This window comes from Aminobacter sp. MSH1, assembly GCF_003071665.1.
GTDB classification, from domain to species: Bacteria; Pseudomonadota; Alphaproteobacteria; order Rhizobiales; family Rhizobiaceae; genus Aminobacter; species Aminobacter niigataensis.
This window is the reverse complement of the sequence record NZ_CP026265.1, coordinates 2376744-2392140: the sequence shown is the minus strand read 5'-3', so window position 1 is coordinate 2392140 and position 15397 is coordinate 2376744. Positions and strand designations below refer to the sequence as shown.

The 15397-nt window shown below is 65.5% G+C and carries 14 protein-coding genes and 2 riboswitches; of the genes, 7 read left to right on the top strand and 7 right to left on the bottom strand.

Annotation, left to right across the window (positions count from 1 at the left end):
* The first annotated feature begins 196 nt into the window (after positions 1–196).
* On the top strand, positions 197–1876 hold the full coding sequence (locus tag CO731_RS11825) for a formate--tetrahydrofolate ligase (protein ID WP_108607261.1): 1680 nt from the start codon (positions 197–199) through the stop codon (positions 1874–1876).
* Positions 1877–1943: 67 nt separating this feature from the next.
* Here the strand turns inward: CO731_RS11825 and CO731_RS11820 are convergent, their stop codons facing one another.
* Positions 1944–3119 (bottom strand): acyl-CoA dehydrogenase family protein, encoded by a 1176-nt coding sequence (locus CO731_RS11820; RefSeq protein WP_318763959.1) that lies wholly within the window; start codon positions 3117–3119, stop codon positions 1944–1946.
* Between the two features lie 135 nt (positions 3120–3254).
* Here CO731_RS11820 and CO731_RS11815 point away from each other — a divergent pair, with 135 nt between their 5' ends.
* Positions 3255–3947 (top strand): helix-turn-helix domain-containing protein, encoded by a 693-nt coding sequence (locus CO731_RS11815; RefSeq protein WP_108607259.1) that lies wholly within the window; start codon positions 3255–3257, stop codon positions 3945–3947.
* On the opposite strand, the gene CO731_RS11810 is transcribed toward CO731_RS11815, so the two are convergent.
* The 3 genes from CO731_RS11810 to CO731_RS11800 form a co-directional block, all read right to left on the bottom strand.
* Positions 3944–4420, bottom strand: a complete 477-nt coding sequence (locus CO731_RS11810; protein ID WP_108607258.1) for a GFA family protein — start codon at positions 4418–4420, stop codon at positions 3944–3946. The genes CO731_RS11815 and CO731_RS11810 overlap by 4 nt on opposite strands.
* Positions 4421–4567: 147 nt before the next feature.
* Positions 4568–5041 carry a 6,7-dimethyl-8-ribityllumazine synthase gene (locus CO731_RS11805; RefSeq protein WP_108607257.1) on the bottom strand — a complete coding sequence of 158 codons (474 nt, stop codon included), beginning with the start codon at positions 5039–5041 and terminating at the stop codon, positions 4568–4570.
* A gap of 76 nt (positions 5042–5117) precedes the next feature.
* A riboswitch (FMN riboswitch) is annotated at positions 5118–5264 on the bottom strand.
* Positions 5265–5318: 54 nt separating this feature from the next.
* Positions 5319–5864 carry a sugar O-acetyltransferase gene (locus tag CO731_RS11800; protein WP_159091622.1) on the bottom strand — a complete coding sequence of 182 codons (546 nt, stop codon included), beginning with the start codon at positions 5862–5864 and terminating at the stop codon, positions 5319–5321.
* Positions 5865–6040: 176 nt separating this feature from the next.
* Here CO731_RS11800 and CO731_RS11795 point away from each other — a divergent pair, with 176 nt between their 5' ends.
* Together CO731_RS11795 and CO731_RS11790 are read left to right on the top strand one after the other, a co-directional pair.
* On the top strand, positions 6041–6502 hold the full coding sequence (locus tag CO731_RS11795; RefSeq protein ID WP_108607255.1) for a DUF4126 domain-containing protein: 462 nt from the start codon (positions 6041–6043) through the stop codon (positions 6500–6502).
* Entirely contained in the window at positions 6499–7881 is a 1383-nt protein-coding gene (locus CO731_RS11790; protein WP_108607254.1) for an FAD-containing oxidoreductase, read from the top strand. The genes CO731_RS11795 and CO731_RS11790 overlap by 4 nt, the downstream gene beginning before the upstream one ends.
* A gap of 45 nt (positions 7882–7926) precedes the next feature.
* Here the strand turns inward: CO731_RS11790 and CO731_RS11785 are convergent, their stop codons facing one another.
* Complete coding sequence (locus tag CO731_RS11785) at positions 7927–8694, bottom strand: isocitrate lyase/phosphoenolpyruvate mutase family protein (RefSeq protein WP_108609790.1); 768 nt, start codon at positions 8692–8694, stop codon at positions 7927–7929.
* A gap of 94 nt (positions 8695–8788) precedes the next feature.
* Positions 8789–9244, bottom strand: coding sequence for a MarR family winged helix-turn-helix transcriptional regulator (locus CO731_RS11780; RefSeq protein WP_108607253.1), 456 nt, complete (start codon positions 9242–9244; stop codon positions 8789–8791).
* Between the two features lie 295 nt (positions 9245–9539).
* Here CO731_RS11780 and CO731_RS11775 point away from each other — a divergent pair, with 295 nt between their 5' ends.
* Positions 9540–11903: a membrane-bound PQQ-dependent dehydrogenase, glucose/quinate/shikimate family gene (locus CO731_RS11775; protein WP_108607252.1), complete on the top strand. Its 2364-nt coding sequence runs from the start codon at positions 9540–9542 to the stop codon at positions 11901–11903.
* A 46-nt stretch (positions 11904–11949) separates the two neighbouring features.
* Here CO731_RS11775 and CO731_RS11770 read toward each other — a convergent pair whose 3' ends face one another.
* On the bottom strand, positions 11950–12855 hold the full coding sequence (locus tag CO731_RS11770) for a DMT family transporter (RefSeq protein ID WP_108607251.1): 906 nt from the start codon (positions 12853–12855) through the stop codon (positions 11950–11952).
* A 96-nt stretch (positions 12856–12951) separates the two neighbouring features.
* Here CO731_RS11770 and CO731_RS11765 point away from each other — a divergent pair, with 96 nt between their 5' ends.
* Positions 12952–13809, top strand: a complete 858-nt coding sequence (locus tag CO731_RS11765; RefSeq protein WP_108607250.1) for a LysR substrate-binding domain-containing protein — start codon at positions 12952–12954, stop codon at positions 13807–13809.
* 134 nt (positions 13810–13943) lie between these two features.
* Positions 13944–15110: an MFS transporter gene (locus tag CO731_RS11760; protein WP_108607249.1), complete on the top strand. Its 1167-nt coding sequence runs from the start codon at positions 13944–13946 to the stop codon at positions 15108–15110.
* Between the two features lie 32 nt (positions 15111–15142).
* Positions 15143–15352: riboswitch (cobalamin riboswitch) on the top strand.
* The last annotated feature ends 45 nt before the right edge of the window (positions 15353–15397 follow it).

The window sequence follows — 15397 nt, the reverse complement described above, 5'->3', positions numbered from 1 at the left end:
GCAACACGCTCTGCGCGCCCGCCACCTTCCCTGCTCGCTATTCCCTACTCCCTATTCGCTCTCTTGCCCTGTCGCAATCCGTGCATTGGGCGGCTGTTTTGAGACGGCAGCACGGAGTAGTGTCGCGTTTCTATGCGCCCACGAGCATGGGTGCTGCTGCCCGCTCACGCAAAGTCTGAATTCCGGAGGAGCCGTCATGGCCGAGCACAAGACCGACATCCAAATTGCCCGCGCGGCAAACAAGAAACAGATCCAGGAGATCGGCGCCAAGATCGGCATTCCGACCGAGCATCTGCTGCCCTACGGCCACGACAAGGCCAAGATCTCGGCCGAGTTCATCGCCAATGCGCGCAAGAACAAGGACGGCAAGCTGATCCTGGTCACCGCGATCAACCCGACGCCGGCCGGCGAAGGCAAGACCACCACCACCGTGGGCTTGGGCGACGGCCTCAACCGCATCGGCAAGAAGGCCGTGGTCTGCATCCGCGAAGCCTCGCTCGGACCCAACTTCGGCGTCAAGGGCGGTGCAGCGGGTGGCGGTTATGCCCAGGTCGTGCCGATGGAGGACATGAACCTCCACTTCACCGGCGACTTCCACGCCATCACCACCGCCCACAACCTTTTGTCGGCGCTGATCGACAACCACATCTACTGGGGCAACGAGCTCAACATCGACACCCGCCGCGTCGTCTGGCGCCGCGTCATGGACATGAACGACCGCGCCCTGCGCGAGATCAACTGCTCGCTCGGCGGCGTCGCCAACGGCTTCCCGCGTGAAGCCGGCTTCGACATCACGGTTGCCTCGGAAGTCATGGCGATCCTGTGCCTGGCGACCGACCTCAAGGATCTCGAAAAGCGCCTCGGCGACATCATCGTCGCCTACCGCCGCGACAAGAGCGCCGTCTATGCCCGCGACCTCAAGGCCGACGGCGCCATGGCCGTGCTGCTCAAGGACGCGGTCCAGCCGAACCTGGTGCAGACGCTGGAAAACAACCCCGCCTTCGTCCATGGCGGCCCGTTCGCCAACATCGCGCACGGCTGCAACTCGGTGGTCGCCACCACGACCGCGCTGAAGCTCGCCGACTATGTCGTCACCGAAGCCGGCTTCGGCGCCGATCTCGGTGCCGAGAAGTTCTTCGACATCAAGTGCCGCAAGGCTGGCCTCAAGCCGGCGGCTGCGGTCATCGTCGCCACCGTGCGCGCCATGAAGATGAACGGCGGCGTCAAGAAGGAAGACCTCGGCAAGGAAAACGTCGAGGCGGTGAAGAAGGGCTGCGCCAACCTTGGCCGCCACATCGAAAACGTCAAGCAGTTCGGCGTGCCGGCGGTGGTGGCGATCAACCACTTCTACTCCGACACCGACGCCGAGATCGCGGCGATGAAGGAGTATGTCGCGGCGATGGGCGAAGAAGCCATCGTCTGCAAGCACTGGGCCCATGGTTCGGCCGGCATCGAGGAGCTCGCCCACAAGGTGGTCTCGCTTGCCGAGAGCGGCGCCTCGCAGTTCGCCCCGCTCTATCCCGACGACATGAAGCTGTTCGACAAGATCGACACCATCGTCAAGCGTATCTACCGCGGCTCGGAGGCGATCGCCGACAAGTCGGTGCGTGACCAGCTCCATGCCTGGGAAGCCGCCGGCTACGGCCACCTGCCGGTGTGCATGGCCAAGACGCAGTACTCGTTCTCGACCGACCCGAACCTGCGCGGCGCGCCCACCGGCCATGTCGTGTCGGTGCGCGAGGTCAGGCTGTCGGCCGGTGCCGGCTTCATCGTCGCCATCTGCGGTGAGATCATGACCATGCCCGGCCTGCCCAAGGCTCCGTCGTCGGAAAAGATCTTCCTCAACGAGGCAGGTCAGATCGAAGGCCTGTTCTGAGATAAAACGGACTTCCCTAAAAGCTCGGCCGCCGCGACATCGCGGCGGCCGACTTCGTTTGCGCGGATCAGAAGATCCCGTTCACCGGCAATCCCAACGCCATCGCCCCGGCATACTGCGCCTGCGGGCCGGCCTGGAGCGGATGGAAGCGCGCGCCCTGCATGTCGCGGAAGCGGCGTTCGAGCCCGCGTTCGCGGTAGAAGGACGCCCCGCCCGCCAGTTCCATGGCAAGGTCGACGACTTCGAGGCCGTGGCGCGCGACCAGCGCGCGTCCGATCATCACGTCATTGACGCTTTCGGCCGAGGGTGCATTGCGTTCGATCGTCTCGATCATCGAGCGGTGGGCCATCTGGGCGGCGCGCAGGGCCGTGTCCATGCGGCCGGCAAGATTGAGCACGCCCTCGCCTCCCGGCTTCTTCCGCGCGATCTCGACGGCGATGTCGCGCGCACTTTCGGCGACGCCGAGATAGACCGCGTAGATCAGCGGGAAGGCAACGGTGGCGATGATCTGGAACACCGGATGCCATTGCCGCGGCGTGCGCGAGAAGCTGACCGCCGCATCGGGGATGAACAGTCCGTCGATGACGACGTCGTTCGAGCCGGTGCCGCGCATGCCGAGCGTGCGCCAGTTGTCCATGACGCTGACCTCGGGCGCCCGCATCGGCGCGCCGAAATGGATGACCTTTTCGGTGCCGTCCTCTTCGCAGAGGATCGCGCCGGTCATCAGGATGTCGCCAGCGACGGCACCCGAGGTGAACGCCTTTCGCGCGGTGATGCGATAGCCGCCATCGACCTTCTCGGCCTTGCCCGAGCCGCCGATCCAGTCGGACCCGCCACTGGAAAGGAGAATGATCTTCTCGGCCGCGATACGCTTGAGCAGGGGCTCGACCGCCGCCACCTTCTGGTGACGCCAGCGCCAGGCGGGGATCGCCACCTGATGTGTGTGCATGGCAAAGGCAAGCGCCGTCGAACCGCAGGAATGGGCGAGGATGCGCAGCATGTCGCAAAGTTCGGACACCTCGGCGCCGCCGCCGCCCAGTTCGAGCGGCACGCCGGCTTGAACCAGTCCGGCTTCTTTCAAAAGCACGTAATTCTCGGCGACGAACCGATCGCTCTCGTCGAACTTGGGAGCACGTTCCGCAAGGATCGGAGCCAGTTCATGGGCCGCGCCCACGACATCGGTGGCAACCGGAATGGTCCCACCTGCACTTGCCGTCGCGATGTTTTCAAGACTTCTCATCAAGTCGTCTCCTGGTTGACTGGCAGGTCGGGGTGAAGAATTGCGCCAAAGCCATCGCCGGTCCAGTTCAGGAACTGTACCGGTGCGCCGGGGCGGCTTTTGCGCTATGATCGCCAATTCCTCAGGGAGCGATGCGAGATGAGCGATCGCGGCGGCTACGGCCAGTTCTGCCCGGTTTCGATGGCATCCGAGGTGCTGTGCACGCGCTGGACGGCGCTGGTGGTGCGCGAAATGCTGATGGGATCGAGCCGATTCAACGACTTGCGGCGCGGCGTGCCGAGAATGTCGCCGGCCCTTTTGTCCAAGCGCCTGAAGGAACTCGAACGCGCAGGCGTGGTCCAGACCGGGCGCGGATCGGCTGGGACGGTCGAATACCGGCTGACCGATGCCGGCGAAGACCTGCGCCCGATCATCCTCGGCCTCGGCGAATGGGGCCACCGCTGGGTGGAAAGCCAGCTAACCCTCAGGAATCTCGACCCTTCGCTGCTGATGTGGGACATGCGGCGCAACCTCAATCCCAAGCCGCTGCCGCCGCAACGCTGCACGATTCACTTTCTGTACCCCGAAGTGGCGAAATCACAGCAGAATTGGTGGCTGGTGGTCGATGGCGGCGCGGTCGACCTGTGCAATTCGGATCCTGGCTTCGACATCGATCTCGAGGTCAAGGGATCGCTGCGCAGCATGACGTCGGTTTGGATGGGGCTGAGCGCGCTCAGGCAGGAGCTCGATTCAGGTCGCCTCGAGGTCGACGGCGACGACAGGATCGCCCGCGCCATGCAGGCATGGCTCGGCCTCAGCAGCTTCGCGCCGATGGCGCGGAACGTACCTTAGCTCGAGGCCTTCCCCGCTTCCGCCCATGCCCGGTACTCCCGCATCAGCGGCTCGAGTTCCTCCATCGCGGGGAACTCCGCAAAGCTCCTGACGGCACCGGTTTCGGCGAAGGGCAGCCTGGTTTTGGTGAAGGTTTCCATGTACGGGCGGAACCACGCCGTCTCCTCCAGCATGGTCGGCCGCACGTTGACGAACCACTCCACACCCGCGACGCGGGTGAACATCCATGTCTTGCAGTGATCGCAGAACTGGTGATGCAGGTCCTGGCCATGCCGCCCGCCGATGACGGTCTCGCCTTTGGTGACCGCAAAGCCGTCGGCCGGCACCATCGCCGTCAGCGAATAGGCCGAGGACGACATCTTCTGGCAGCCCGGGCAATGGCATGCGGCGGTGCAGATCGGTGCTTTCGACACCTCGATCTCGACCCGGCCGCAACGGCAGGTTCCCTTGAGCGGCAGCGGTATGGATGACATGGCGGACCTCCCGTCTGAAGTTCCGCGATCATGCAACCCCGCCGCATCGCCGTATAGGGCCAGAGCCGGGTTTCAGCGTGGCGTGTGACAGCCCGACGGTCCGCCCGGCCCTCCCCCTGAGGGGAGAGCCGGGTTCGTCCGATGGTGTCAGGCCGCGACCAGTTCGCGTGCCTTGAGCAGTTCGACACAGGCATGGGCCGCTTCGGCACCCTTGACCTTGAAGTGGTCAAAGAAGAAGCGGTGATGCTCGGCGCTGTCATGATAATTGTGCGGGGTCAGCACAGCCGACAGAACCGGCACGCTGGTCTGGAGTTGCACGTTCATCATGCCGTCGAGCACCGCCTGCGCGACGAATTCATGGCGATAGATGCCGCCATTGACGACAAAGGCAGCGCCGAGGATCGCCTGATAGCGGCCGGTTTCGGCGAGCGTCTTGGCAAACAGTGGGATTTCATAGGCGCCGGGCACGTCGAAGACGTCGACGGCGATGCGGCCGCCGCCCAGCTTCTCGATGTCGGCAACGAAGGCATTGACGCATTCATCGACGATGTCGGCATGCCAGCGTGCGCGGATCACGGCAACGCGGCGGGTATCGAAGTCTTTCGGGGATTGCTGATTCATGGGTCCATCCTTCCGTTTCGAACCAGAATCAGGACGCACGAGACGGAATCCCGGCAGCATGCGCCACCGCTTTCCCGTTCGTTCTCTTCCATCCGGACTATGACCGTCGGCTCCGGAATCACACCGGATCTGCTGACCCTCCCGTTGCCGGGAAGCGCTCGCGGGCTTGAGTTCGAAAACCCTTACCGCCGGTGGGGACTTTCACCCCGCCCTGAGAACATTAACGCCTCCGATATGGCGGCACGGACCGGCGCTGTCAATCGCAGGAATAATAGTTTCAGCGAACTGGCCGCGCCGGATTGCCGACAACGGTAGCGCCTGCTGGCACGTTCTTCGTCACCACCGTGCCGGCGCCGACGATGGCGTTGTCGCCGATATCGATGCCGCCGAGGATGATGGCGCCGCCGCCGATCCAGACATTTTCGCCGATTGCGACCGGCCGGGCGATCTCCAGCCCGGCGCGGCGATGGACCGGATCCTTGTGGTGCTCGGGGCAATAGACCTGCACGTTAGGCCCGAACATCGTGCCGCCGCCGATGCGCACGGGCGCAGTGTCGAGGATAGTGCAGCCGGCGTTGAGGAACACGCCCTTGCCGAGATGGATGTTGAAGCCATAGGCGCAATGGAACGGCGCTTCGATACGCGCGCCCTCGCCCGCCGTACCCAGGAGCGCCTTCAGCTTGGGCGCGATGTCCCCGCGCAATGAAGGCGCAAGCGAATTGTGCTCGAAGATGGCGTTGGCAGCGGCGAGGCGCAGTGCGTCGAGCTCGGCATCGACGCAATTGTACCACGCGCCGGCGGCCATCTTCTTGCGTTCGCTCATGGCACGATCTCCTCTTCGGTACGAAGCAAAATCACAGAAGGACGAGGCTGCAAAAGCTGCCATCTCTGGCCAAACGGACAGGCTGTGCTAGCCTGACGATCTGGCGGCGAGCCGGCAACTGGCGAACTGCACGACAAGAGCATTTTCGGACCAGTCACATCCACGGGGGACACCGGATGATCTACCTGCTCGCGCTTCTCATCGGAATTGTTACCGGCCTCAGGGCCATGACCGCACCGGCGGCAATTGCCTGGGGCGCCTGGCTCGGCTGGCTGCCCTTGGCCGGCACCTGGGCCAGCTTCATGGGCCACTGGATCACGGTGGCGATCTTCACCGTGCTGGCGCTTGTCGAATTCGTCACCGACCAGCTGCCGTCGACCCCGAGCCGCAAGGTGCCGCAGCAGTTCGGCGCCCGCATCGTCATGGGCGCCCTGGCCGGTGCTGCGATCGGCACCGCCGGCGGCATAATGGTCGGCGGATTGGCCGCCGGCATCATCGGCGCGATCTTGGGCACGCTCGGCGGCGCGGAAGTGCGCGGCAGGCTCGCTGCCGCCTTCGGCAAGGACCTGCCGGCCGCGCTGATCGAGGACGCAGTGGCGATCCTCGGCGCCCTTCTGATCGTGAGCGCCGTCGCATGACGGCCGCCCGGAAATTCGACGCCGTCATCATCGGCTGCGGCCAGGCCGGCCCGCCGCTTGCCGGGCGTCTGACGGCAGCGGGCCAGACAGTGGCGCTGATCGAACGCAAGCTGGTCGGCGGCACCTGCGTCAATACCGGCTGCAAGCCGACCAAGACCATGGTGGCCAGCGCCTATGCCGCCCATCTCGCCCGCACCGGCGCCGACTATGGCGTTTCGACCGGCGATGTCTCGGTCGACATGAAGGTCGTGAAGGGGCGCAAGGACAAGGTGACGCTCGATTCCCGGACCAGCCTGGAAGACTGGATCGGCGGCATGAAGGGCTGCACGCTGTTTCGCGGCCACGCCAGCTTCGAAGGACCGCACGAGGTGCGCGTCGGCGACGAGCTGCTGCACGGCGAACGCATCTTCATCAATGTCGGCGGCCGCGCCAACATCCCCGACATGCCGGGGATCGGCGACATCACCTATTTGACCAACACGTCGATGATGGAAGTCGACTTCCTGCCGGAGCATCTGGTTGTGGTCGGCGGCAGCTATATCGGGCTCGAATTCGCCCAGATGTTCCGCCGTTTCGGCGCAAAGGTGACGGTGGTCGAAAAGGGGCCCCGTCTGATCTCGCGCGAGGACGAAGACGTCTCCGAGGCGGTCAAGGGCATCCTCGAAAACGAGGGCATCAAGCTTAGGCTCAATGCCGAGTGCATCAGCTTTGCGCGCCATCCGGGCGGCGTGCAGGTCGGCGTCGACTGCACCAGCGGCGACCGTGCCGTAGTCGGCACCCATATGCTGCTTGCCATCGGGCGAAAACCCAACACCGACGACCTCGGTTTGGACAAGGCAGGTGTCGCCACCGACAAGCGCGGTTATGTCGAAGTCGACGACCAGCTCCGGACCAATGTCCCGCATATCTGGGCTTTGGGCGACTGCAACGGCAAGGGCGCCTTCACCCACACCTCCTACAACGACTTCGAGATCGTCGCCGCCAATCTGCTCGACAAGGACGAGCGCAAGGTCAGCGACCGCATCGAGGCCTATGCGCTCTACATCGACCCGCCGCTCGGCCGCGCCGGCATGACCGAGACTGCGGCGCGCAAGTCGGGCCGCAAGGTGCTGGTCGGCCAGCGACCTATGACACGCGTCGGCCGCGCGGTGGAGAAAGGCGAGACGCAGGGCTTCATGAAGATCCTGGTCGACGCCGACAGCAGGGACATCCTCGGCGCCTCGGTACTGGGCACCGGGGGCGACGAGACGATTCATGCCGTGCTCGACCTGATGTACGCCAGGGCGCCGATCGAGACGCTGCAGCGCGCGGTGCACATCCACCCGACGGTATCGGAGTTGCTGCCGACGATCGCCATCGAACTGAAGCCGCTGGCATAGGATCGACCCATCCCGTTGCACCGGGATGGGCCCTGGTTTGTTGGGCTATTCGAAGGCCGCCCTCGCCTTGGCTTCGAGCCATTCAGCCATCTGGCGATACGGCACCGGACCGTAGCTGATGCGGGCGACGCCGAGCTCGGCAAGCTTGGCCTTCGGCGGCACATGCGCGAGCGCGATGATGTTGACCGGAAGCTCGGCCTTGCGGCAGAGCCGGCCGATCAGCTTTTCGTCACCGAGACCCGGTGCAAAGAAACCGTGCGCGCCGGCCTTGGCGTAGGCGCGAGAGCGCTCGACGGCCTCGTCGACATGCTTCTCGCCGTGGGTGTCCGGCTTGTTCTTGAGGAAGATATCGGTGCGGGCGTTGAGGAAGGCGGGCACGCCCGAAGCCTTGATCGCCGCGGCAGCCGCAGCCACGCGCTCGGCCTGAAGCGCTATGTCGTGCAGACCCTCGCCGCCGACGATTTGGTCCTCGAAGTTGAAGCCGATGGCACCGGCCTCGATGGCACGCGAAACCGTCTTCGCCACCTGCTCCGGCGCGACGCCGTAGCCGCCCTCGAGGTCCATCGTCACTGGCAGGTCGACGGCCGCGACGATGCGCCTGATGTTGTCGAGGGCGACGTCGAGCGGGATCTTTTCGCCGTCGGCGAAACCGAAGGCAGCGGCCACGGGCCAACTGCCGGTGGCAATCGCCCTGGCGCCGGCCTTGGCCACGATGGCAGCACTGCCTGGGTCCCAGGCGTTGTAGAGCACGACGGGATTGCCCTTCACATGCAGGGCGTGGAAGGCTTTCGCCTTGTCGGTCTGGCTGGTCATGGAATCTTCCTCGCGGGTTCGGGAGGTTTGCAGCCTAGCAGCGCGGCCCGGCTTCGCCATGGCGCAGAACGCGATATCAAGGTGGCCAGCACCCTCAGCCAGCGTCCGGGTCAGCGCTCAGCAGCCGCCCCTCAAGCCGCTCCAGCAAGCTGACGGCGGTCCTAAGGCCCGCGTCGTCTTCGCCGGCGAGCAGATCGGTACGCAGGCGCTCGAGAATGCGCTCGATCTCGACAACGCGGGCACGGCCGGCATCGGTCAGGGACAGTATCTTGGCGCGCCGGTCACCGGGGTCGCCGACCCTGACGACCAGGCCGTCAGCCGCCAGGATATCGACGATACGCACCAGCGACGGGCCCTCGAAACCGAGATGGTCGGCGATCACGCCTTGGCGGATGTTGTCGCCTAACCGTGACAGCGTCACCAGCGGCATGGCGGTGGCGTGCGACAGCCCGCAATCGTCGAGCGCGCGGTCGGCGGCGTGCCGCCACAACCGGGCAACCGATACCAAATACTTGCCGAAACTGGCGCGATCGGTGGCCCCATTGGACATTGCCGAAAGATAACATACTATCTATTAGGATACGATCAGATTCTCGCACAACGCATCGTGCCTGGCGAAGACCAAAACCGGTTTTCGCCTCGACGATGCGCAGGCCGCCACGGGCGGCACCGGTTCCATGCGGACGCAGGGCGAGGAAGCGCCCGCACAGCACCGGCATGACGATCGCAGCCGTCGTCGCCCACAAGGGCGGTGGCGATATGTTCAATCTTCACAGGTAACTACAAATGGCAGAACAACGGACAAGCGGAGGCGCGGCTGGCTCCTGGTTCTCTTCGGCCTGCTCATGGTCATCATCGGCGCGCCGCTCGTTTATGGCGGCGTCCAGCTGATTGGCCTGGGCGGCTCCTGGTATTACGCACTCGCCGGCCTCGGCGTCATCGCCTCCGGCATTCTCTATGCGCTGCGCCGCAAGCAGGGACTGTGGCTCTACGCCATCGTGTTCCTGGCGACCGTCGCCTGGGCGATCTGGGAATCCGGCCTCGAATTCTGGCCGCTCGTGCCACGCCTCGTGGCACCCGCCGTCATCGCCATCCCGGCGCTGCTCCTGGCTCCGCTGTTTCCGTCAAGCAAGGGTAAGCGCGCTCCCTTCGCGCTCGCCGGCCTGCTTGCCGTGTCGCTGGCCACAACGGCCTTCTACGCCTTCACGCCACATGGCGTGACGCGCAACGAATTTGCCAAGGAGCCCGCGCCTGCCGTTCCCCCGGCCGCTGCAAGCGCCGGTGACTGGCGCTATTACGGCCGCACGCCGGCCGGCACGCGCTATGCCCCGGTCGACCAGATCAACCGCGACAACGTCAACCAGCTCGAAGTCGCCTGGACATTCCGCCATGGCGACACTCCGCAAGGTTCGGCGCAGGACCAGAGCACGCCGCTCTTCGTCGGCGACACGCTCTACACCTGCTCGCCCAACAACATCGTCCACGCGCTGAACCCGGACACGGGCGAAGTGAAGTGGAAATACGATCCCAAGGCCAAGTCGCCGCTTTGGCAGCGCTGCCGTGGCGTCAGCTACTACGAGCCGGCACTAGCTCCGGTCCAGGCCGAAGCCCCGGCGCCCACCGATCCGCTGGCCCCGACCAGCGTTATCGCGCCCGTGGCCCCCGCCGCCCCGGCATCGAACGCCTGTGCCGCCCGCATCGTCATGACCACCATCGACGCCCGCCTGATCCAGCTCGACGCCAAGACCGGCGAACTGTGCCAGGACTTCGGCAATGGCGGCATCGTCGATCTCAAGCAGGGCATGGGCGAGATCAAGGACGGCTTCTATTTCCAGACCTCGGCGCCCACCGTCATGCGCGACCTGATCATGGTCGGCGGCTGGGTCTGGGACAATGTCGAGACCGGCGAGCCTTCGGGCGCCGTCCGTGCCTTCTCGGCCCGCACCGGCGAACTGGTCTGGGCCTGGGACCTCGGCAACCCCGCCATCACCAAGCTGCCGCCGGAAGGCGAGAGCTACACGCGCGGCACGCCGAACGTCTGGTCGACGCCGGCCTATGACGAAGCCCTCGGCCTCGTCTACCTGCCGACCGGCAACGCCACCCCGGACTTCTGGGGCGCCCACCGCAGCAAGGCAGCCGAGGAATATTCGGCCGCGGTCGTCGCCCTCGACATGGACACCGGCAAGGAGCGCTGGAAGTTCCAGACCGTGCACCACGACATCTGGGACTATGACGTACCCGCCCAGCCGGCACTCTATGACGTGCCAGACGGCAAGGGCGGCAAGACCCCTGCCCTGATCCAGCTGACCAAGCGCGGCCAGATCTTCATGCTCGACCGCCGCGACGGCAAGCCGATAGCCGAAGTCGAGGAACGTGCCGTGCCACAGGGCGCGATGGAAGGCGACTGGACGGCGCCGACCCAGCCTTACTCGGTGGGCATGCCGTCAATCGGCACCGAGCCGTTCACCGAGGCGCGGATGTGGGGCGCGACGCCCTACGACCAGCTGTATTGCCGCATCGAGTTCAAGAAGCTGCGCTATGACGGCGAGTTCACGCCGCCGAGGACCGACCGCAGCCTGATCTACCCGGGCTATTATGGCGGCATGAACTGGGGCAGTGCAGCGATCGACGAGGCCCGTGGCCTCTTGATCGTCAACGACATCCGCATGCCGCAGTTCGTTCAGCTCATCGCCCGCGAGGAGGCCGACAACTATGGCGGCTCGGCAGCTCATGACGGCCTGTCGCAGCAGAAGGGCACGCCCTACGGCGCGTTGAAGAACGGCTTCATGTCGCCGCTCGGCGTTCCCTGCCACCAGCCGCCCTACGGCACGATCAGCGCGGTCGACCTCGAGTCGCGCACGCTGGTCTGGCAGGTTCCGGCCGGCACGCTCGAGGACACCGGCCCCCTCGGCATGAAGACCGGGATGCAGATTCCGATCGGCATGCCGACGCTCGGTGGCCCCGTTGCCACCTCGGGCGGCCTCGTCTTCTACGCCGGCACGCAGGACTACTACCTGCGCGCGATCGATGTGGAGACCGGCGAGGAATTGTGGAAGGGCCGCCTGCCAGTCGGCGCCCAGGCCACGCCGATGACCTACGTGTCGCCTGAGACCGGTGCGCAATATGTCGTCATCTCGGCCGGCGGCGCCCGCCAGTCGCCCGATCGCGGCGACTATGTGGTCGCCTACAAGCTGCCCAAGACGAACTGAGTTCTGACGGCATCGATACCGGAAGGGGCGCCCAGGCGCCCCTTCTTCATTTCTGGCCGACGAAGGCTGTGGAGGCACGCCTGATCGGCAGGCGCCAGCCAAGCTTGACGCCGAGCGTCGCAACCGCAATGAGCGCCATGCCAACGCCTTGCGCCAAGCCGATAGGATGAGCGTAGATCGCCCAGTCGATGATGATGGCGACGACCGGATAGATGAAGGTGAGCACGCCGATGACCGGCGTCGTCAGCCTGGGATAAGACGAAAACATCATCACATAGGCAATGCCGGTGTGCAGCACCCCGATGCCGGCCAGCCAGCCCCATGAGGCGGGCGCGATGTCACTGGCGAAATTGGCGAAGGGCGCGAGCATGACCACGCCGACCGCCGTCTGGCACAACACCGTGACCTCCGGCCGCTGCTCGCCCAGGCCCTTGGCCAGGATCGTCACCACCGCGTAGAGGAAGGCGCCGCCGAGCGCCATGGCGATGCCGATCATCCAGGTCGTCGTGACCGGATTGTCCGAGACGACGAGGCCGCTGGCCAGCACGACGCCGAAGAAGGCAGCCGCCATCCAGGCGACCTGGTCGGCGGTGATGCGCTCCTTGAGAAACAGCACCCCGATCAGCACCACGAAGAACGGCTGGATGTGGTAGACGATGGTCATCACGGCGATCGAGGTCTTGGCGAAGCCCGCGAAGAACGCCGTCCAGCTCAACACCATGCAAACGCCGCAAAGCGCAGCGCGTCCGAGGCGGCCCCAGGACAGCGAGCGATCAGGCAGGTAACCGCGCACGAGGCACCAGGTGCCGAGGAACAGCGAGCCGAACAGGCAGCGCCAGAACACTGTCGTGACCGGGTCGACGCCGGCCTCCGTGACGAAGGCGCCGACGGTGCCGGCAATCGCCATGGCGACGGCGAGGTTGAGGGCGGGAAAGCGGGAAGCGTTGATCATGCTGGTCTTCCTTGGCGATGATCAAGCAAGCCCGCATTGACGATTTCATTCAAACGAATAGATTTGGCAAACCCTATTCGAAATACTGATACCGCCATGGCTTTGCCGCTCGACCTCGATCTGCTCAGAACGTTTGTCGCCGTTGCCGACAGCGGCAGCTTTTCCCATGCCGCCTCACGGGTCGGGCGCAGCCAATCGGCGATCAGCATGCAGATGCAGCGGCTGGAACAGACTGTCGGCAAGCAGCTTCTGGTCCGCGGCCCGCGTGCGGTCCTGCCCAACGCCATCGGCGAGGAGCTTCTGGTCTATGCCCGCCGGCTGCTGAAGTTGTCCGACGAAGCCTGGGCCAGCGTCACCCGTCCCGAGGAGGCCGGCAGCGTGCGGCTCGGCGTGCCCGACGACTACGCCGCCTTCCTGCTGCCGCCGGTCCTGTCGCGCTTTGCTGCCGCCCACCCGCTGGTCAACGTGGAACTGATCTGCGAGCAGTCGACCTCGCTGGTGAAGACCTTCGCCGACGGACGGCTCGACCTCGCCATCATTACCCGCGGCCCCGAGCAGGCGATCGAGGTGCTGCAGCGCGAGCGGCTTGTCTGGGTCGCCTCGCCCAACCATGTCGCCTGGGAGATCGATCCCCTGCCCGTCGCCCTGTTCGAGCCGGGCTGCGTCGCGCGTAAGAGCGTGCTGCAGGTGCTGGGTGCGGCCGACCGATCGTTCCGCTGCACCTACTCCAGCGCCAGCCTGCTCGGGCTCATCGCCGTGGTTCAGGCGGGATTGGCCGTCGCCGGCCTCGCCCAGCGCAGCGTGCCGCCCAGACTGCGCGTCATCGGCGAAGCCGAGGGCCTGCCGCCGCTGCCCGAGATGGAGATTGGCATCCTGCGCAACCCGCAGACCGGCAATTCCGCGGTCGAGCGGCTCTACGAGTTCCTCCGCCGCGACCTGACACAGCAGTCCTGATGTAAGCCGGCTTGCTGCCAGCGAATGGCTGCCATGCACAGCACGCATTGCTGCAATGCACCAACATCGCTTGTGCCGCGAGCGACTTGAGGAAACTGTAGACCTAAATCGTTTCAGCCTCCCCCGAGTCCGACATGCCCTTGCCGATCCTCGCCCTGGCCGTTGCATCCTTTTGCATCGGCACCACCGAATTCGTGATCATGGGCCTGTTGCCCGAGGTCGCGGCCGACCTCGGCGTGTCGATCCCGGCCGCCGGCCTGCTCGTCACCGGCTACGCCCTCGGCGTGGTCATCGGCGCCCCCATCATTGCCGTGGGCACGGCAAAACTGCCGCGCAAGCCGGTGTTGATCGGGCTTGCGATGATGTTCGTACTCGGCAACCTGCTCTGCGCCATCGCCCCGACCTACTGGACGCTGATGATCGCCCGCGTCATCACCGCCTTCGGCCACGGCGCCTTCTTCGGCATCGGCTCGGTGGTGGCGGCAAGCCTGGTGCCGGCCAACAAGCGCGCCAGCGCCATTGCCCTGATGTTTGCCGGCCTGACGCTCGCCAACATCCTCGGCGTGCCCGGCGGCACGGCACTGGGCGAGGCCTTCGGCTGGCGCATGACCTTCTTCGCCGTCGTCGCCATCGGCCTGATCTCGGTCGCGGCCATCGCCTTCCTGGTGCCGGCGGGCGTCGCCCCTCCCGGCAAGGGTGGCGTGGCCAGCGAGGTCAAGGTGCTCGGCAAGCTGCAGGTGTGGCTCGCCATGATCATCTCGGCGCTCGCCTCGGGCAGCCTGTTTGCCGTCTTCACCTACATCAAGCCGATCCTGACCGACGTCACCGGCGTGTCGGTTGCATCGGTCACCTGGATCCTGCTCCTCTTCGGCGGCGGCATGACCATCGGCAACATCATCGGCGGCAAGCTGGCCGACTGGAAGCTGATGCCGACTGCCATCGGCGCGCTGGTGGTGATGGCCGCGATCCACGTCGCCTTGGCCCAACTCGGCTATTCGGCGCCCGCCGCGATCCTGCTTATCTTCCTCTGGGGCGTGATGACCTTCGTCATCGTGCCGCCGATGCAGATGCGGGTCGTCGAAACCGCCTCGGAAGCGCCGAACCTTGCAGCGACGCTCAACCAGGGCGCCTTCAACGCCGGCAATGCCGCCGGCGCCTGGGCCGGCGGTGCCGCGATCTCGATGGGCGTCAGCTATGCCGACCTGCCTCTCGTCGGCGCGGCGATCGCACTGTCCGCCTTCGGCGTCGCGCTGTTTTCCTTCGCGCTCGACCGGCGTGACGCAATTCAGCAGGCGGCATGACGCTTTAGCGATTGTCAGCACTTCGCAGCTGCTGTAGCCACCTCATTGATGGTTCCTGCTGCCTGACTCGGGCAGCGGATTAAATGGGAACACGGTGAGACGTCCCTGACGCGAAACCGTGGCTGCCCCCGCAACTGTGAGCGGATAGCAAATCGGAAAATGCCACTGGCCAAACGGCCGGGAAGGCTCCGAGGAGTGATCACCCGCAAGCCAGGAGACCTGCCATCATCCGATTAACTCAACCGGCCGGGGTGTGCCGCGGAGATGATGATGGTTGCGACTGCCTT

What these genes read in the sequence shown, in the direction of transcription:
- CO731_RS11825 (WP_108607261.1), top strand. Translation starts at nt 197, where the DNA reads ATGGCCGAGCACAAGACCGACATCCAAATTGCCCGCGCGGCAAACAAG.
- CO731_RS11815 (WP_108607259.1), top strand. Translation starts at nt 3,255, where the DNA reads ATGAGCGATCGCGGCGGCTACGGCCAGTTCTGCCCGGTTTCGATGGCA.
- CO731_RS11810 (WP_108607258.1), bottom strand. Translation starts at nt 4,420, where the DNA reads ATGTCATCCATACCGCTGCCGCTCAAGGGAACCTGCCGTTGCGGCCGG.
- CO731_RS11805 (WP_108607257.1), bottom strand. Translation starts at nt 5,041, where the DNA reads ATGAATCAGCAATCCCCGAAAGACTTCGATACCCGCCGCGTTGCCGTG.
- CO731_RS11800 (WP_159091622.1), bottom strand. Translation starts at nt 5,864, where the DNA reads ATGAGCGAACGCAAGAAGATGGCCGCCGGCGCGTGGTACAATTGCGTC.
- CO731_RS11795 (WP_108607255.1), top strand. Translation starts at nt 6,041, where the DNA reads ATGATCTACCTGCTCGCGCTTCTCATCGGAATTGTTACCGGCCTCAGG.
- CO731_RS11790 (WP_108607254.1), top strand. Translation starts at nt 6,499, where the DNA reads ATGACGGCCGCCCGGAAATTCGACGCCGTCATCATCGGCTGCGGCCAG.
- CO731_RS11785 (WP_108609790.1), bottom strand. Translation starts at nt 8,694, where the DNA reads ATGACCAGCCAGACCGACAAGGCGAAAGCCTTCCACGCCCTGCATGTG.
- CO731_RS11780 (WP_108607253.1), bottom strand. Translation starts at nt 9,244, where the DNA reads ATGTCCAATGGGGCCACCGATCGCGCCAGTTTCGGCAAGTATTTGGTA.
- CO731_RS11775 (WP_108607252.1), top strand. Translation starts at nt 9,540, where the DNA reads ATGGTCATCATCGGCGCGCCGCTCGTTTATGGCGGCGTCCAGCTGATT.
- CO731_RS11770 (WP_108607251.1), bottom strand. Translation starts at nt 12,855, where the DNA reads ATGATCAACGCTTCCCGCTTTCCCGCCCTCAACCTCGCCGTCGCCATG.
- CO731_RS11765 (WP_108607250.1), top strand. Translation starts at nt 12,952, where the DNA reads ATGGCTTTGCCGCTCGACCTCGATCTGCTCAGAACGTTTGTCGCCGTT.
- CO731_RS11760 (WP_108607249.1), top strand. Translation starts at nt 13,944, where the DNA reads ATGCCCTTGCCGATCCTCGCCCTGGCCGTTGCATCCTTTTGCATCGGC.